Source organism: Roseovarius mucosus (assembly GCF_002080415.1).
In the GTDB taxonomy this organism is placed as follows: Bacteria; Pseudomonadota; Alphaproteobacteria; order Rhodobacterales; family Rhodobacteraceae; genus Roseovarius; species Roseovarius mucosus_A.
Genome location: NZ_CP020474.1, coordinates 2,882,048 through 2,897,593, shown reverse-complemented (window position 1 = coordinate 2,897,593; position 15,546 = coordinate 2,882,048). Strand labels below are relative to the sequence as shown.

15 protein-coding genes are annotated in these 15,546 nt (G+C 60.2%); 6 read left to right on the top strand and 9 right to left on the bottom strand.

Going from position 1 to position 15,546, the window contains the following annotated elements:
* The first annotated feature begins 43 nt into the window (after positions 1-43).
* The 3 genes from ROSMUCSMR3_RS13865 to metG all read left to right on the top strand — a co-directional run bounded on the left by ROSMUCSMR3_RS13865 (position 44) and on the right by metG (position 4,260).
* The gene (locus ROSMUCSMR3_RS13865) at positions 44-931 is read left to right on the top strand and encodes a LysR substrate-binding domain-containing protein (protein ID WP_081507668.1); all 888 of its coding nucleotides are present in this window, start codon (positions 44-46) and stop codon (positions 929-931) included.
* A gap of 319 nt (positions 932-1,250) precedes the next feature.
* The gene (locus ROSMUCSMR3_RS13860) at positions 1,251-2,486 is read left to right on the top strand and encodes an MFS transporter (protein ID WP_081507667.1); all 1,236 of its coding nucleotides are present in this window, start codon (positions 1,251-1,253) and stop codon (positions 2,484-2,486) included.
* Positions 2,487-2,541: 55 nt separating this feature from the next.
* Positions 2,542-4,260, top strand: coding sequence for a methionine--tRNA ligase (gene metG, locus ROSMUCSMR3_RS13855; RefSeq protein ID WP_081507666.1), 1,719 nt, complete (start codon positions 2,542-2,544; stop codon positions 4,258-4,260).
* Positions 4,261-4,327: 67 nt separating this feature from the next.
* Here metG and ROSMUCSMR3_RS13850 read toward each other — a convergent pair whose 3' ends face one another.
* Together ROSMUCSMR3_RS13850 and ROSMUCSMR3_RS13845 are read right to left on the bottom strand one after the other, a co-directional pair.
* Entirely contained in the window at positions 4,328-4,564 is a 237-nt protein-coding gene (locus ROSMUCSMR3_RS13850) for a YdcH family protein (RefSeq protein ID WP_008279141.1), read from the bottom strand.
* Positions 4,565-4,673: 109 nt separating this feature from the next.
* Complete coding sequence (locus tag ROSMUCSMR3_RS13845; protein ID WP_008279142.1) at positions 4,674-5,480, bottom strand: pseudouridine synthase; 807 nt, start codon at positions 5,478-5,480, stop codon at positions 4,674-4,676.
* A 62-nt stretch (positions 5,481-5,542) separates the two neighbouring features.
* On the opposite strand from ROSMUCSMR3_RS13845, the gene ROSMUCSMR3_RS13840 reads away from it, so the two are divergent.
* Positions 5,543-6,004, top strand: coding sequence for a nucleoside deaminase (locus tag ROSMUCSMR3_RS13840; RefSeq protein ID WP_008279143.1), 462 nt, complete (start codon positions 5,543-5,545; stop codon positions 6,002-6,004).
* Here ROSMUCSMR3_RS13840 and ROSMUCSMR3_RS13835 read toward each other — a convergent pair.
* From ROSMUCSMR3_RS13835 to ROSMUCSMR3_RS13820, 4 genes are all read right to left on the bottom strand, one after another.
* Positions 5,996-6,961: a LysR family transcriptional regulator gene (locus ROSMUCSMR3_RS13835; RefSeq protein WP_008279144.1), complete on the bottom strand. Its 966-nt coding sequence runs from the start codon at positions 6,959-6,961 to the stop codon at positions 5,996-5,998. The genes ROSMUCSMR3_RS13840 and ROSMUCSMR3_RS13835 overlap by 9 nt on opposite strands.
* Before the next feature lie 6 nt (positions 6,962-6,967).
* A complete protein-coding gene (phaR, locus tag ROSMUCSMR3_RS13830) occupies positions 6,968-7,525 on the bottom strand; it encodes a polyhydroxyalkanoate synthesis repressor PhaR (RefSeq protein ID WP_008279145.1) in 558 nt (185 codons plus the stop codon).
* Between the two features lie 138 nt (positions 7,526-7,663).
* Entirely contained in the window at positions 7,664-8,113 is a 450-nt protein-coding gene (locus ROSMUCSMR3_RS13825; RefSeq protein WP_008279146.1) for a hypothetical protein, read from the bottom strand.
* Between the two features lie 140 nt (positions 8,114-8,253).
* Positions 8,254-10,056, bottom strand: coding sequence for a PHA/PHB synthase family protein (locus tag ROSMUCSMR3_RS13820; RefSeq protein WP_008279148.1), 1,803 nt, complete (start codon positions 10,054-10,056; stop codon positions 8,254-8,256).
* Positions 10,057-10,164: 108 nt separating this feature from the next.
* Here ROSMUCSMR3_RS13820 and phaZ point away from each other — a divergent pair, with 108 nt between their 5' ends.
* Complete coding sequence (gene phaZ / locus ROSMUCSMR3_RS13815; protein WP_037296657.1) at positions 10,165-11,439, top strand: polyhydroxyalkanoate depolymerase; 1,275 nt, start codon at positions 10,165-10,167, stop codon at positions 11,437-11,439.
* A 36-nt stretch (positions 11,440-11,475) separates the two neighbouring features.
* On the opposite strand, the gene ROSMUCSMR3_RS13810 is transcribed toward phaZ, so the two are convergent.
* From ROSMUCSMR3_RS13810 to ROSMUCSMR3_RS13800, 3 genes are all read right to left on the bottom strand, one after another.
* Complete coding sequence (locus ROSMUCSMR3_RS13810) at positions 11,476-12,204, bottom strand: alpha/beta fold hydrolase (RefSeq protein ID WP_008279150.1); 729 nt, start codon at positions 12,202-12,204, stop codon at positions 11,476-11,478.
* 83 nt (positions 12,205-12,287) lie between these two features.
* A complete protein-coding gene (locus ROSMUCSMR3_RS13805; protein ID WP_081507665.1) occupies positions 12,288-13,031 on the bottom strand; it encodes an alpha/beta fold hydrolase in 744 nt (247 codons plus the stop codon).
* An 87-nt stretch (positions 13,032-13,118) separates the two neighbouring features.
* Positions 13,119-13,343, bottom strand: coding sequence for a hypothetical protein (locus tag ROSMUCSMR3_RS13800; protein ID WP_008279152.1), 225 nt, complete (start codon positions 13,341-13,343; stop codon positions 13,119-13,121).
* A 249-nt stretch (positions 13,344-13,592) separates the two neighbouring features.
* On the opposite strand from ROSMUCSMR3_RS13800, the gene thrS reads away from it, so the two are divergent.
* Entirely contained in the window at positions 13,593-15,539 is a 1,947-nt protein-coding gene (gene thrS, locus ROSMUCSMR3_RS13795) for a threonine--tRNA ligase (protein WP_081507664.1), read from the top strand.
* The last annotated feature ends 7 nt before the right edge of the window (positions 15,540-15,546 follow it).

The following is a 15,546-nucleotide window of genomic DNA, read 5'->3' as shown; positions in this document are numbered from 1 at the left end:
CGAATTACACTTGTCATGTTGATGAGCATAGGGAATATGTGAGATGCATCGTGATCTGGAAATTGCCCTGTTGCGGTCGTTCATGGCGGTTGCAGCCCACCTGAGTTTCACAAAGGCAGCACATTCGGTGTCGCGGACGCAATCCGCTGTCAGCCTTCAGATAAAGCGCCTGGAGGAGATCGTAGGAAAACCGTTGTTCGAGCGGACGCGCCAATCCGTCTCGATCACGCCGACCGGCGAAGCATTGAAGGTCTTCGCGAAGCGCATACTGATAGCGAACGATACTGCGCTGTCGCAGATACGGCACCCCGAGGCAGAAGGACGCGTTCGCATCGGTGCGCCGGACGATTACGCTACACTCGTTTTGCCAATATTGCTGTCGATCATAAATGCAGAACACCCGCGACTTCAGATCGAGGTCGTCTGCGAAAACACACCCGACTTGCTCCGTATGATTGATAGTGGGGACCTGGATGTCGCCGTCGGGGTCCACACGCCAGAGTCAGTGTCGGGGCAGATCATCTGCTATGAGCCACTGCATTGGGTTGCCTCACCAGGCTATACGGATGACCCCGAGACCGCTCTGTCATTGGTTCTGTGGCCGCCAGACTGCGCGAGCCGTGTCGTCGCACTGGACGCACTAAAGCAGACAGAAAGAAAGTGGCGCATTGCGTATTCAACCAGAAGCATGGCCTTGATCGAAGGTGCGCTTCTCAACGGTTCCGGGATCGGGGTCATGGAAGCCTCCTGCATTCCGGCGTCGTTGCAAATTGTTGATGGGCAGATCGGTTTGCCGCCGCTACCTGATATCGCGATTTCTATTCATTGTTCGAACGATAACGAGCCGAACAATGACCTCGTTTCAAGAATCATCAAGGGTTCATTCGCCTCATCTTTGCGCCAGGATGCTAGGAGGCTTCAGCGCAGCTGACGCGGAAGCCGACATTCGTGCGCCGTGCAGCATCTGGAAAAATGGGCTCGAACCAGACATTCGCCGCACGGGGCACGAAAGGCCTCTATCGGGAAACGACACCACCTTTGCATATCCCGTTTCCCGCGCCTTGCTGCCATTCGCATAGACTACAACCACAGATCAGACACGCGTCCCTCCAAGTGGCCCCATTCCCACCGCCCCCCAATCCCCATCCTTCCCCCACCTCTCCCCCATTCGCACCCCCCTGCCCGAAACCGACGCGGGATGTCGAAAACATCTGGTCCCTCATCCTTCGTCCTGCCATGGTAGCCCCACCATGCGCCTGCTCATTTCCTTCGCCGCCCTCTTTCTCTCGGTCGTGCTCCTGCAACTCTCGACAGGCGGCGTGGGGCCACTTGATGCGCTCTCAGGTCTGGCACTGGATTTCACCACGGCCCAGATCGGACTCCTCGGCTCGGCGCATTTCGTGGGTTTCTTCATCGGCTGCTGGTTCGCCCCTCGCCTGATGGGCACCATCGGGCATAGCCGCGCCTTCGCCGCCTTCACCTCGGCGGGGGCCATCGGCCTTCTGGCACATATGCTGGTGATCGACCCCTACGCTTGGGCGCTGATGCGCGTGGCCTCTGGCCTCTGCGTGGCGGGCTGTTACACTGTGATCGAGGCTTGGCTTCAGGCCAAGGTCACGAATGAAACACGCGGGCGCGCCATGGGCATTTACCGCGTGGTCGACATGGGCGCATCTCTCGCCGCCCAATTGCTGATTTCTGTTTTAGCACCGGCCTCTTACGTCTCTTACAACCTGCTGGCGCTCCTGTGCTGTGCTGCGCTTTTGCCGCTCACCCTGTCGCGCCTGCGCGAACCCGAAACGCCAGACGCCCCCCGCCTGCGCCCCATGCTGCTCATCGCCTGCTCGCCACTGGCGGCGGCGGGCGTGCTGGTCGCGGCCCTCTCCAGTGCCTCGTTCCGCATGGTCGGCCCCTTGTACGGCCAGCAGGTGGGTCTAGCCGTGGACCAGATCGCAGGCTTTCTCGCCGTCTTCGTTCTGGGCGGCGCGGTCGCGCAATACCCGGTCGGCTGGCTCGCGGATCGCTATGACCGCCGCTGGGTCCTGATCGGACTCTCGATCGCGGCGATCCTGTCCTCGGTCGCCACCGCCATGACCGAAAATCTCGACACCTTCGGCATCCTGATGACCGCCTTCTTCTTTGGCATGACCACCTTTCCCATCTATTCGGTCAGTGCCGCCCACGCCCATGACTTCGCCGAGGCGCATGAACGTGTGGAACTTTCCGCCGCCCTCATGTTCTTTTTCGCCGTGGGCGCCATCGCGGCCCCCCTCATGGCCTCCACCCTGATCGAGGCCTACGGCCCCCCCGCCATGTTCGTGATGATCGCCGCTGGTCACGCCCTCCTTGTCGTCTTTGGCCTTGTTCGCATGCGCGCCCGCCCAGTCGCCGAACGCCGCACCGCCTATGTCTGGTCGCCGCGCACCTCCTTCCTGATCGGTCGCCTCACCGGGCGCAGCCGCGACAAAGACGGGAACGAACGCTAGAACTGCCTGCAAAACCAAGCTAAACGGGGCCAAACCGTCAAGGAACAGGCGCGATATGGCACGGCATCTCATCACCTCGGCGATCCCCTACATCAACGGGATCAAGCACCTCGGCAATCTCGTGGGCTCGCAACTTCCCGCCGATCTCTTTGCCCGCTACTGCCGCGCCCGCGGCCACGAGGTGCTGTTTCTCTGCGCCACAGACGAGCATGGCACCCCCGCTGAATTGGCAGCCGCCAAGGCAGGCCAGCCAGTCGCGGACTATTGCGCCGAAATGCACGCCGTTCAGGCCGAAATCGCGCGCGGTTTTCGCCTCAGCTTTGACCATTTCGGGCGCTCCTCCTCATCCCAGAACCGCCGCCTGACCCAGAATTTCGCCAAGCGCCTGCATGATCAGGGGCTGATCCGCGAAGTCTCGGAAACGCAGATGTATTCGCCCACCGACGGGCGCTACCTGCCTGACCGCTATATCGAGGGCACCTGCCCAAATTGCGGCTACGAGAGCGCGCGGGGCGACCAATGCGACAACTGCACCAAGCAGCTTGACCCGGTCGATCTGATCAACCCGCGCTCAGCGGTGTCGGGCGCCACCGATCTCGAGATGCGCGAGACCAAGCATCTCTACCTGCGCCAGTCACAGATGAAAGACGCGCTTGAGGCTTGGATCGACAGCAAGACCGACTGGCCAATCCTCACCACCTCTATTGCCAAGAAATGGCTCAATGACGGCGATGGCTTGCAGGATCGCGGCATCACCCGCGATCTTGACTGGGGCATTCCGGTGCAGTTCGACGATGCCCCGTGGCAGGGGATGGACGGCAAGGTTTTCTACGTTTGGTTCGATGCCCCGATCGAATACATCGCCTGTGGGGCCGAATGGGCCGAGGCGCATGGGCTTGAGGCCTCCGCTTGGGAACGCTGGTGGCGCACCGACAAGGGGGCTGACGATGTCCGCTATACGCAATTCATGGGCAAGGACAATGTGCCCTTCCACACGCTCAGCTTTCCCGCCACGATCCTGGGTTCCGCAGAGCCGTGGAAGCTGGTCGACTACATCAAATCCTTCAACTACCTCAACTACGACGGTGGCCAGTTCAGCACGTCGCGCGGGCGCGGCGTCTTCATGGATCAGGCGCTCGAAATCCTGCCCGCCGATTACTGGCGCTGGTGGTTGCTCAGCCATGCACCCGAAAGCTCGGACAGCGAGTTTACATGGGAAAACTTCCAGGCATCAGTGAACAAGGACCTTGCCGACGTTCTGGGCAATTTCGTGTCCCGCGTGACCAAATTCTGCCGCTCGAAATTCGGCGAGGTGGTGCCAACGGGCGGCGCTTATGGCGCGCAGGAAACAGCGCTGATCGAGCGGCTCACAACCCGCATCCGCGAATATGAAGCCCATATGCAGGCGATGGAGGTGCGCAAATCCGCAAGCGCCTTGCGCGCCATCTGGGTTGAGGGCAACGAGTACCTGCAAGAAGCAGCCCCTTGGTCTACCTTCAAAGCAGACCCCGAGCGCGCCGCCATGCAAACGCGCCTCGCGCTCAACCTCATCCGCCTTTACGCGGTCCTCAGCGCGCCATTCATCCCCGATGCCGCCGCCGCCATGCTGACCGCGATGCAGACGGATGATGACAATTGGCCCGACGATGTGCCCGCCGCCCTCGAAATGCTCGGCCCCAACCACGCCTTCACAACCCCCGATGTGCTCTTTTCCAAGATCACCGACGAGGCCCGCGAAGATTGGCAAACCCGGTTTTCGGGGATACGCACCTAAGCCGCGAAAAGCAAAACGCGCAAGACGGGCCCACCGCCTTGCGCGCTATCTTCACCGAAGTGCCGTCTCAGGCCGTCAGCATCCGGTATAGCTCATCCTTCAGCGCCGCGCGCTTCTTGCGCATCTCGACTTCGGTCAGCTCCTCCACCGGTTCGACCAGCGTTTCGGCCCGGTGAACCGCGCGGTTCAGCGCGTGATATTCCTCGGCCAACTTGGCAAAATGCGCATCCGACTGCTTGAGTTCGCTGATCTTGTCAGCCAGTTGCGGAAATTCTTCCAGCAGTTCGTGGGGGGTGTTGGACATCGCGCATCTCTCCTTCTTGATTGCTCGCCCCTGACCCTAGGCGTCAAGAGCCGACCGATCCTTGATCCGGATCAACACACACGAATTACGCAATCCTCTTGGAGCGTTCTCAGCGCCGCCGTCGCTGTGGCTTGGGGCGGGCGGGCTTGGCGGGTTCGGCCTCGGGCTCTTGCGGCATGCCCAACTGATCGCGCATCACGCGCGGCCGAATCTCTTCCACCGCACCGGGCTTCAACTGACCCAGTTGAAACGGGCCATAGGACAGCCGGATCAGCCGGTTCACCACCAGCCCCACCGCCTCCATCGCGCGCCTGATTTCACGGTTCTTGCCCTCACGAATGGCCACCGTGATCCAGGCATTGGCCCCCTGCTGACGATCAAGACTGACGATCATCGGCTGAAACGCCTCGCCATCCACCACCAACCCTTTGCGCAATGGCTCAAAACTGGCATCCGTGGGCCGTCCATTCACCCGCACCCGGTAACGGCGCAGCCAGCCGGTCGAGGGCAGTTCAAGCTTGCGCTTCAACTCGCCGTCATTGGTCAAGAGCAGCAGCCCTTCGGAATTAAGGTCAAGCCGACCCACACTCATCACGCGCGGCATGTCCTCGGGAAGATCGTCATAGATCGTGCGGCGCCCCTTCTCGTCGCGCGTCGTCGTCACAAGGCCCGTGGGCTTGTGATACAGCCAAAGCCGCGCCGGCTCTGCTGCCTCAAGCGCGCGCCCGTTCACCACCACCTTGTCAGCGGGGGTGACATTAAGCGCAGCGCGCAGCACCTTTTGCCCGTTGACCGTGACGCGCCCCTCTTCGATCAATCGCTCAGCCTCGCGGCGGCTGGCAATCCCGGCGCGGGCGATGACTTTGGCGATACGCTCGCCCTCGGGGGGCTTTTTCTCTGGGGTTTTGTTGTTCATGCGCCGCGCATAGCGCAATTGCAGCGCTTGCGAAAGCGTCTTGCACGCGGCACAAGCGGCACATGACATTTCGCAGCTATATGGATATCGCTCTCGACGAGGCCCGCGCCGCCGCCGCGCGGGGAGAGGTGCCAGTGGGCGCGGTCATCGTCACCCCGTCAGGTGCCATTGCGGCACGTGCAGGCAATCGCACCCGCGAATTGAGCGATCCAACTGCCCATGCCGAAATACTGGCTATTCGCGCCGCCTGCGCCGCCCTTGGCTCGGAACGTCTGCCGGGGCATGATCTCTACGTGACACTCGAGCCCTGCGCCATGTGCGCCAGTGCCATCGCAGCCACCCGCATTGCCCGGCTCTATTACGGTGCCGCCGATCCGAAATCTGGCGGCGTGGCCATGGGCGCGCGGGTGTTCAGCCATCCGCAATGCCACCATGTGCCCGAAATCTATGACGGCATCGCCGCGACAGAGGCCGAGACCCTGCTCAAGACCTTCTTTCGCGACCGCCGCAGCGGCTCAGAATAGCGACAGACCGTCACCCAGAAACGGATGCCGCGCCACAATCGGCGTGACAATCGTATCACGCAGAATGGGTTTCAGCTTTTCCGCCAAGGTCGCGGGCATGTCCTGCAAAATCCCCTTGCGGGCCGTCACGCTGATCGTACGTGTCAGAGGGGCCATCGGCAATTCGAACACATCAATCTGATCGGCAAAGCGCCGCGCCCGCATCAGCGCCAAAGGCGTCAGGATCGACCACCCCGCCCCCTGCCCCACAAGGGCCAGAATGGAATGATAGCTGTCCAACTCAAACCGGTGTGGAATACTTAGATTCTGCCGCGCCAGATGGGACGATATCAGCCGCCCCATATAATGCCGCTGCGTGTATTGAATGAGCGGCAGGCGTTTAAGCTGCCGCAAAACATCGCGCTCGGGTCGGATCACGCCACGCGGGGCCACCACAGCAAAGCCTTCGCGCAGCACCGGATGCACCTCTACCCAATCCGCCTCACCGCCCAGTTCCGCCGCAACGATCACGTCTAGCGCGCGCGCATCAAGCTGATCATAAAGATGATGGCTGGCCCCAGTCTCCAGCAGAAACTGACAGCCTTTCAACTCACCCGCCATATGGGTCAAAAGCTGCGGCGTCACATCTGCCTCCAGATCCTCGATCATGCCCAGCCGGAACCGCGTCAGCGTCGACAGATGCGACATCGCCAGCTCTGCCCGCGCCTGCGCCGCCTCGTTGAGAATGGCCAAGGCACGCCGATGCATGATCTCGCCCGCAGGCGTCAGGCGGATGGGCCGCGCGTTGCGCTGCAACAGCGTGGCCCCGACCGCCCCTTCGAGATTGGTCAACTGCTGGCTCACCGCCGAAGGGCTTGCCCCCAACCGCCGCGCCGCAGCGGAAATAGAGCGCTCATCAGCCGCCGCCATGAACACTTCGATCCCCCACAGGGTTATCCGCCCCGGGCTCTCAACCATGTCGGCTTATTTGCCCAGCTTCGACAGTTTGTCCTGCAATTCGGCGAGCTGTTTCTTGATGTCATCCAGCCCCTCCTTGCTCTCACCTGCGGGCGTTTCGGACTGGGGCGCACTTGTGCCCATGCCCTTGAACCCACCTGTCATCGCTTTCATAAAGGCCTCTTGCTGCGCGCGCATCGCCTCCATGCCCGGCATCGAAGCCAGAGGATTCGCCTTGGTCATATTCTCAAGGATCTTGGATTGCCCGTCGCGCAGCATCTCGAAACTGGCGGCAAGGAACTCGGGCACAACGCTGGTCGCCTGCGTGGTATAGCTGCGCACCAGATCATTCAGCACATTGATCGGCAGCACGCTTTCACCCCGGCTTTCGTGTTCGGCAATGATCTGAAGAAGGTATTGCCGCGTCAGATCATCCCCGGATTTGAGGTCGATGATCTGCACCTCACGCCCTTCCCGGATGAATTCCGAGATATCCTCAAGGGTCACGTAATCGGATGTCTCGGTATTGTAGAGCCGCCTGCTGGCGTAGCGTTTGATCAGCAGCGGTTTTTTGGAGTCGGCCAAGGGGTATCCTCCCGGAGAATGCAGCGCTGCAGCACAGCTTAGACACAAGCGCCACAAAAAGAAAGGGCGAGCCGCATGGCTCGCCCTTCGCAGTCCATACCCCTCAAGGGAGGGGATCAGGGTATGGGTCTGCTAACCTTACTTGGCCGCTGCGGTTGCCTTCTGGGTCGCTGCGGTCACGTCGTCTGCGGCTTTCTTGACAACCTTGGTGGCGTCTTCCTGCATGGTCTTGCCAGCAGCAAGCATCAGCTCAACGGTTTCCATCTGAACTTTCTTCGCCACTTCGGCAAAGGCTGCCATGTTTTCGGCGGCCACTTCGGCATTGGCCGATGCGAAATCGGTCATCGCCTTGGCGTAATCAGCGGGCTCAGCTTTGGCTTTGGACATTTCGCTCAGCTTGGCGAGCGTGTCTTTGGTCCACTTGTTCGAAATCTCTGCCGACTTCTCGGCAGCGGTCAGAGCCACACCCGAGAGCTTCTCGCTCAGGGTTGCTTGGTTCTTGAACGCGTCTTCCAGAGCTTTGGTGTCAACCGGGAATGTGCCCATGACATCTTTGAACATCGCGGTGAAATCTTGTGCTTTTGCCATTGGTTCGGTCCTTTCGGCTAGGGCGGATCAGTCCGCCGGTTCTGTAACTGCACTTAGATATACATGCTGCACTGCAGCATTTCAAGCTTTTTCTGCACTGCAGCATTTTCACCGGGAGCTTAATAAAAAAGCGTAAAAGATCAAAGCGTTGCCTTTTTACGCACATAGGTGCCAGGGGCCGGGGCCAATGCCGGATGCTCCGAATCGCCCGGTTCACGTGCCGAAATCATCTTGCCAGATCGCTTGGCCAACCACGATTCCCACCGCGGCCACCACGATCCGGCGGTATATTCCGCCCCTTCCATCCACGCCTCGGCATCGGCGCTCAGATCCGGATTGGTGTAATGGCCATACTTCTTCTTGGTGGGCGGATTTACAATTCCGGCGATATGGCCCGACTCCGAAACAATGAATGTCCGGTCCTTGGCCCCAGTCTGCTGGAACCCGCGATAGCAATCTTTCCACGCGGCGATGTGATCGGTCTCGCAGGTGATCGACATCAGCGGCACTTTGACATCGCGGATATGCAACCGCTCGCCGCAAATCTCGAATCCATCGGTCACAAAGTGGTTGCCCTGACACAGACCACGCAAATATTGCACCGTCATCTTGCCCGGCAGGTTCGCCCCATCGCCATTCCAATACAGCAGATCAAACGCGGGCGGGGCCTCGCCCATCATATAGCTGCGCACGGCGGGCTGATAAATCAGATCACGCGACCGCAGAAAAGACATGGTCCGCCCCATGATAAAGGATCGCAGCACGCCCTGCTGTGTCACCTCATCCTCGATCCCGTCGATGAAATCATCCTGCAGGAAGGGCGTAAATTCCCCCTGCTCCGAAAAATCCGTGAGCGCGGTAAAGAACGTCGCGGACTTGACCGACTTATCCCCGCGCTTGGCCATCAACGCCAGAGTCATATGCAGGGTGGTGCCCGCGATGCAGTAGCCGACGGCGTTCACCTCTTTTTGGCCCGTGATCGCCTTGGCCTCGCGAATCGCAGTCAGAAAGCCCTCTTCGATATAATCTTCCATGCCCACCTCGGCATGGCTCGTATCGGCATTCACCCAACTCACGACAAACAGCGTGTAACCCTGATCAACCACCCATTTGATCATGCTGTTGTCAGGCTTGAGATCGAGAATATAGAATTTGTTGATCCACGGCGGAAAGATCACAACCGGAATCTCATGCACCTGCTCGGTCGTGGGGCTGTATTGGATCAGCTCCATCATGCGGTTGCGGTAAACAACCTCGCCCTGCGTGGTGCCGATATTCTCGCCCAGCTTGAACGCCTTGTCATCGGCCAGCCGCACCACCAATTCGCCGCTGTTGGCCTCTAGGTCCGCGATCAGGTTTTCCAGCCCCTTGACCAGGCTTTCGCCCTCAGTCGCCACGGCCCGTTCCAGGGCATCGGGATTGGTGCCCAGAAAATTGGTGGGCGACATCATGTCGATGATCTGATGCGCGAAATAGTCCAGCCGCCGCTTGTCCTTAGGCGGCAGGTCCTCGACATCGCCCACCGCATTTTCGATGGCCTGTGCGTTCAGCGCGTATTGCTGTTTGATGTAACGGAAATAGGGGTGCGTGTTCCACAGCGGGTTGGAAAACCGCTTGTCGCCCGCCAAGGGATCGGGCTCTGCTTCCTCTGCCACCGGTTCGCCCCGCAGCATGACCTGCTGCGCCTCTAGAAAATGGCGCACCGACTTGCCCCAATATTCCAGCTGCTGCTCATAGATCTTGCCGGGATTCTCAACCGCCTCGGCCCAATAGGATTTTGCCGCCTTGGCAAAAAGCTCTTGATTGGGGCCGTTCAAAGTGGGGTTGGCAGGATTACGCGCAGCAAGTGCTTGAATCAGCCGCTGAGAAAGCTGCTCGACCTTGGCAAGGTTCTCGTTGAGTTTTTCCAGATTCTGCCCTGCGACATCGTCTTGCGTTGCCATTTTGACTATTTCCCCTTAACATTTTCTGCTATGCAGCATAGCGTCATATTGATCGGAGGGGATCATACGACGAGCAAACCGGGCCACCCGCCCGAACAGGAGACGAACATGCGCTACATGGCCACATACGACCTGATGGAATCCCTCCGAAATACCAATCAATGGCTGGGTGCCTCCGCCCTCTCACTCGCATCCTATCCGCTTTTCAGTATGGTGCCAAACCCTGCTTTGCAATGGATGGCAGCTTGGGGTGAAGTAACAGAACGCAGCTTCAAGCGTATGGTGTCCAAGCCTGACTGGGGCATTCGCACCTTTACCCATGAGGATGGCCGCGATCACCTCGTGAACATTGAAACCGTCGTTTCGCGCCCTTTTGGCGATCTCATCCACTTCAACGTCTCGGGCCGCCCGGAACAACCGCGCAAGATCTTGCTGGTCGCGCCGATGTCGGGCCATTACGCCACGCTTCTGCGCTCGACGGTGAAATCGCTCATCGTGAATTGCGAGGTCTATGTCACCGACTGGCATAACGCGCGCGATATTCCCGTGTCCGAAGGCAAATTCGATATCGAGGATTACACCCTCTATCTTGTCGATTTCATGAAGGCACTGGGCCCAGACGTCAATGTGATCGCCGTCTGCCAGCCCGCGCCGCTGACACTGGCCGCCACCGCCTATCTGGCGGAACTGGACCCAGACGCACAGCCCAGCACGCTGACCTTGATCGGCGGGCCGATCAACCCCGATGCCACCCCAACCGATGTGACAGACTTTGGCCGCCGCGTCACCATGGGCCAGCTAGAGGAAACCATGATCCAACGGGTCGGGTTCAAGTATAAAGGCGTCGGCCGTCAGGTGTATCCTGGCCTGCTGCAACTTGCCTCGTTCATGTCAATGAATGCCGAACGCCACTCCACGGCCTTTTCGGATCAGATCATGCGTGTCGCGGGCGGCGAAGCCTCTGACAACGACGCCCACAACCGCTTTTACGATGAATATCTGGCCGTCATGGACATGACCGCCGAATTCTACCTCTCCACGGTAGAGCGTATTTTCAAAGGCTTGGAAATCGCGCAAAACCGGTTTGTCGTGAACGGGCACAAGGTGGATTTGGGCAAGATCACCCGCGTCGCCGTCAAGACCGTCGAAGGCGGCAAGGATGACATCTCGGCCCCCGGTCAATGCGTCGCGGCGCTGGATCTGTGCACCGGCCTGCCCGACAGCCTCAAGGCCAGCTATCTGGAACCCGAGGCCGGGCATTACGGCATCTTCGCGGGCCGCTCCTGGCGCAACAACATCCGGCCCTTGGTGCTCGATTTCATCGACGCCAACGCGCGCAAAGATCCCAAGCCGGCGAATAAGAACGCCCGCGCAACCGGCTAAAACATAAGGCGGCGGGTTCACCCGCCGCCACTTTCCTCACGCATCCACCCGCCGTTGCAGCACCAGCGGCTGCCGCAGCCACCCTCGCAACGCCGCCGTCGTCGTCTCGGGCTGCTCCAGCACCGGCAAATGCCCCGCCCCCGGCACCACCACCAGATTGGCATAGGGGATGAGATCGGCCATGAACCGATGCCGTTTGACCGGCGTCAGCCCATCCTCTTCTCCGCACAGCACCAGCACCGGCACCTGACACCGCCGCAGCACCGCCTGATAATCGCGCCGGCGCTGCAACGCCCGCGTCTGCCGGATAATCACCTCCGGCCCAATCGCCTCGGCCATCCGCACCACCTCGGCCATCACCTCCGCCCGCCGTGGCCCGGATGCCAGATACTCTGGCCGCAGCAACATTTGCGCCGCCGCGGCCACCGCCCCGGTTCTCAGCTTGATGATGAACGGCTCATAGGCCGTGGCCGATTGCGGCGTCTCGGCCAGCGCATTGGTATCCATCAGCGCCAGCCGCGTCACACGATCCGGCGCGCGGCGTAAAATCTCCATCGCCACGATCCCACCCATCGACAACCCCGCAAGCGCAAACCGGCGCGGCAGCACATCAAGCAGGTCCGAAGCGATTTCCTCGATCCGGTCCCCGCCCGTGATTGGCGCAACGGTCACGGCCATATCCGGGCTCAACGCGGTTATCTGCGGCGCGAAAAGCCGTGCGTCGCACATCATTCCGGGCAAGAACACGACTGGTTCACTGCTCATCCGTCATCCTTGTCTCTGACCCGTCACATATGGAAACACACTGACGCCAGCATGACACCAGATAGGCACCCCCGACAAGGGGCTCACCCGCTCACCTCTGCCACGGTCGCGCCAATCAGCGCCAAACACTCTGGATCGGAAAACCGGTGATCCGCTCCCTTGACCAGACACAGCCGCATATCCGGCCCCGTGGCATGGTCCAACAGCCGCATAGCCACCGACATATCCACATCCCTATCGCAGGTGCCTTGCAGAAATCGAACCGGAAAGGGCAAATTGAGCGGGCTGCGCAACACCAGATTGTTGCGCCCCTCCTCGATCAGCCGCCTTGTGACAATATAGGGCTCGCCATAGTCTGACGGCAACGCAACCTGCCCGTCTTCGATCAGCGCATGCCGTTGGTCGGCGTCAAAACTGCCCCACATTCCGTCTTCTGTGAAATCGGGCGCGGCGGCAATTGTGACCAAGCCTGCAACCCGCTCTGGCATCGCCCGCGCCAGCAAAAGCGAAATCCAGCCCCCCATAGAGGACCCGACCAGAATTTGTGGCCCCTCCGTCAGGGCTTCGATGACCGCCCGCGCATCCGTCGCCCAATCGCCAATCGCGCCGTCTTCGAAACGGCCTGAGGATTGCCCATGCCCGGAATAGTCAAACCGCAGGAAGGCCCGCCCCTTTGCGCGCGCCCAGTCTTCCAACCACAGCGCCTTGGTGCCCTGCATGTCCGACTTGAACCCACCAAGGAACACCACACCCGGACCGCTCCCTGCGCTCCGGTGATAGGCCAGATTGCGGCCCTCTGGACCAGCCAAATAGTCAGGGTCCGCCATCGCGCCCTCCGTTTCTGCAACGGCACAATCATGCACGCTGCAACACAGAGGCGCAAACCGGAATTACCGCAGGCGTGGCACCCGGGATCAGCCGCCGATATAGGCGCCGCGACGTGGCCGGTAGAACACTTTTTGATTGTGGAGCCGCCCCAGCAGATCGTGGATCTTGCGCAGGGTCTCATCCGCGCAGGCCAATCCGTCGGCCATACGGTCAGGTTGTGTCGTTAGATCCGCCTTGGTCTTGAGCAAGGCACTTTCGATCAGCTCCATGTCTGCGACCGACAACTCAAAATTCGAATTATACTTCGGCATGTCAGGCCCCCTTCTGGTTGCGCACGCAAGAATCTTGCGTGTCCGATATACGGCATTTAGGGCCTCATATCCGACATGTCCATAGATTTTTTCTGCACTGCGACAAAAGGAGAAACGTATGCTTTTGCATGCAAAATTCCGTGCGAAAAAGCCCTCCTATTGACCTTGCCCGCCTGAACGGGCATGTGACGCGTATCAAACCCGCAACCGGGCGTTCCGTGGGCGCCAAACCGACGAGGAGCCAAGAAAATGGCCCAGATTTCCCTCAGCTTTCCCGATGGCAATGCGCGCGAATACAGCGCAGGCGTAACCCCCGCAGAGGTGGCCGCCAGCATCTCGCCGTCACTGGCCAAGCGCGCCATTTCCGCCCATGTGGACGGCGCACATTGGGACCTGCAATGGCCCATTGATCGCGACGCAGCCATCAGCATCAACACGATCAAGGATGACGCGCCCGCGCTCGAACTCATCCGCCACGACCTTGCCCATATCATGGCCCGCGCGGTGCAGGAAATCTGGCCAGATGTGAAGGTCACGATCGGTCCGGTCATCGCGAATGGCTGGTATTACGATTTTGACCGCACAGCCCCCTTCACCCCCGAAGATCTCGGCCTCATCGAGAAAAAGATGAAAGAGATCATCAACCTGCGTGATCCGGTGCGCACCGAAATCTGGGAGCGCGAACGCGCGATCCAGCATTACCGCGACACAGGTGAGCCCTATAAGGTCGAGTTGATCGAGGCGATCCCCGGCTCTGAACCGCTGCGCATGTATTGGCACGGCGACTGGCAGGATCTCTGCCGGGGTCCGCATTTGCAAAACACCGGGCAGGTGCCCGCCGACGCCTTCAAACTCATGAGCGTGGCCGGCGCCTATTGGCGTGGCGACAGCACCCGGCCAATGCTGCAACGCATCTATGGTGTCGCGTTCCAGAACCGCGACGCACTCAAGGATTACCTGAACTTCCTTGAAGAGGCCGACCGCCGCGACCACCGCAAATTGGGCCGCGAAATGGACCTTTTCCACATGCAGGAAGAGGCCCCCGGTCAGGTGTTTTGGCACCCCAACGGCTGGACCGTCTACACCACGCTTCAGGATTACATGCGCCGCCAGCAACGCCGCGGCGGCTATGTCGAGGTGAACACGCCCCAAGTGGTCGACCGCAAGCTGTGGGAAAGATCCGGCCATTGGGAAAAATATCAGGAAAATATGTTCATCGTCGAAGTCGACGAGGATCACGCCCGCGAAAAAGCCGTGAACGCATTGAAGCCGATGAATTGCCCCTGCCATGTGCAGATTTTCAATCAGGGCCTCAAATCCTACCGCGACCTGCCCCTGCGCATGGCTGAATTCGGCTCGTGCAACCGCTACGAACCCTCGGGTGCGCTGCATGGCATCATGCGCGTGCGGGGCTTCACGCAGGATGACGCGCATATCTTCTGCACCGAGGATCAGATCGAATCGGAAACCGCACGCTTCATCACCTTTCTGTCGGGTATCTACACCGATCTGGGCTTTCCGAATTTCGAAGTTCTCTTTTCCACCCGCCCCGATGTGCGCGCCGGATCAGACGAGGTCTGGGACAAGGCCGAAGCCGCCCTTCTATCCGCCACCCGCGCCGCAGGCATCGAACCCAAGGTTAACCCGGGCGAAGGCGCGTTCTACGGGCCCAAGCTCGAATTCACCCTGACCGATGCCATCGGGCGCAAATGGCAATGCGGCACGCATCAGGTGGATTTCGTTCTGCCCGAACGGCTGGATGCAAATTACATCGGCACCGACGGGGCCAAACACCGTCCCGTGATGCTGCACCGTGCGGTTCTGGGCAGCTTCGAGCGCTTCATCGGTATCCTGATCGAAGAGCACGCAGGCCGCCTGCCCTTCTGGTTGGCCCCCCGTCAGGTGGTGGTCGCCTCCATCGTGTCTGAGGCCGACGACTACGTTACAAAAGTCGCCCAAAACCTTACAGACCTTAACATCCGCGCCGAGGCCGACACCCGCAACGAAAAGATCAATTACAAGGTCCGCGAGCATTCCTTGGGCAAGGTTCCTGTGATCCTCGCCTGCGGCCCGCGCGAGGTCGAGGATGGCACCGTATCCCTGCGCCGCTTGGGTGAAAAGGACAGCCGCATCGTGCCTTTGGATCAGGTTGCCGCAGAACTGGCACGAGAGGCCACACCGCCTGACCTTTTGTAATATAAGG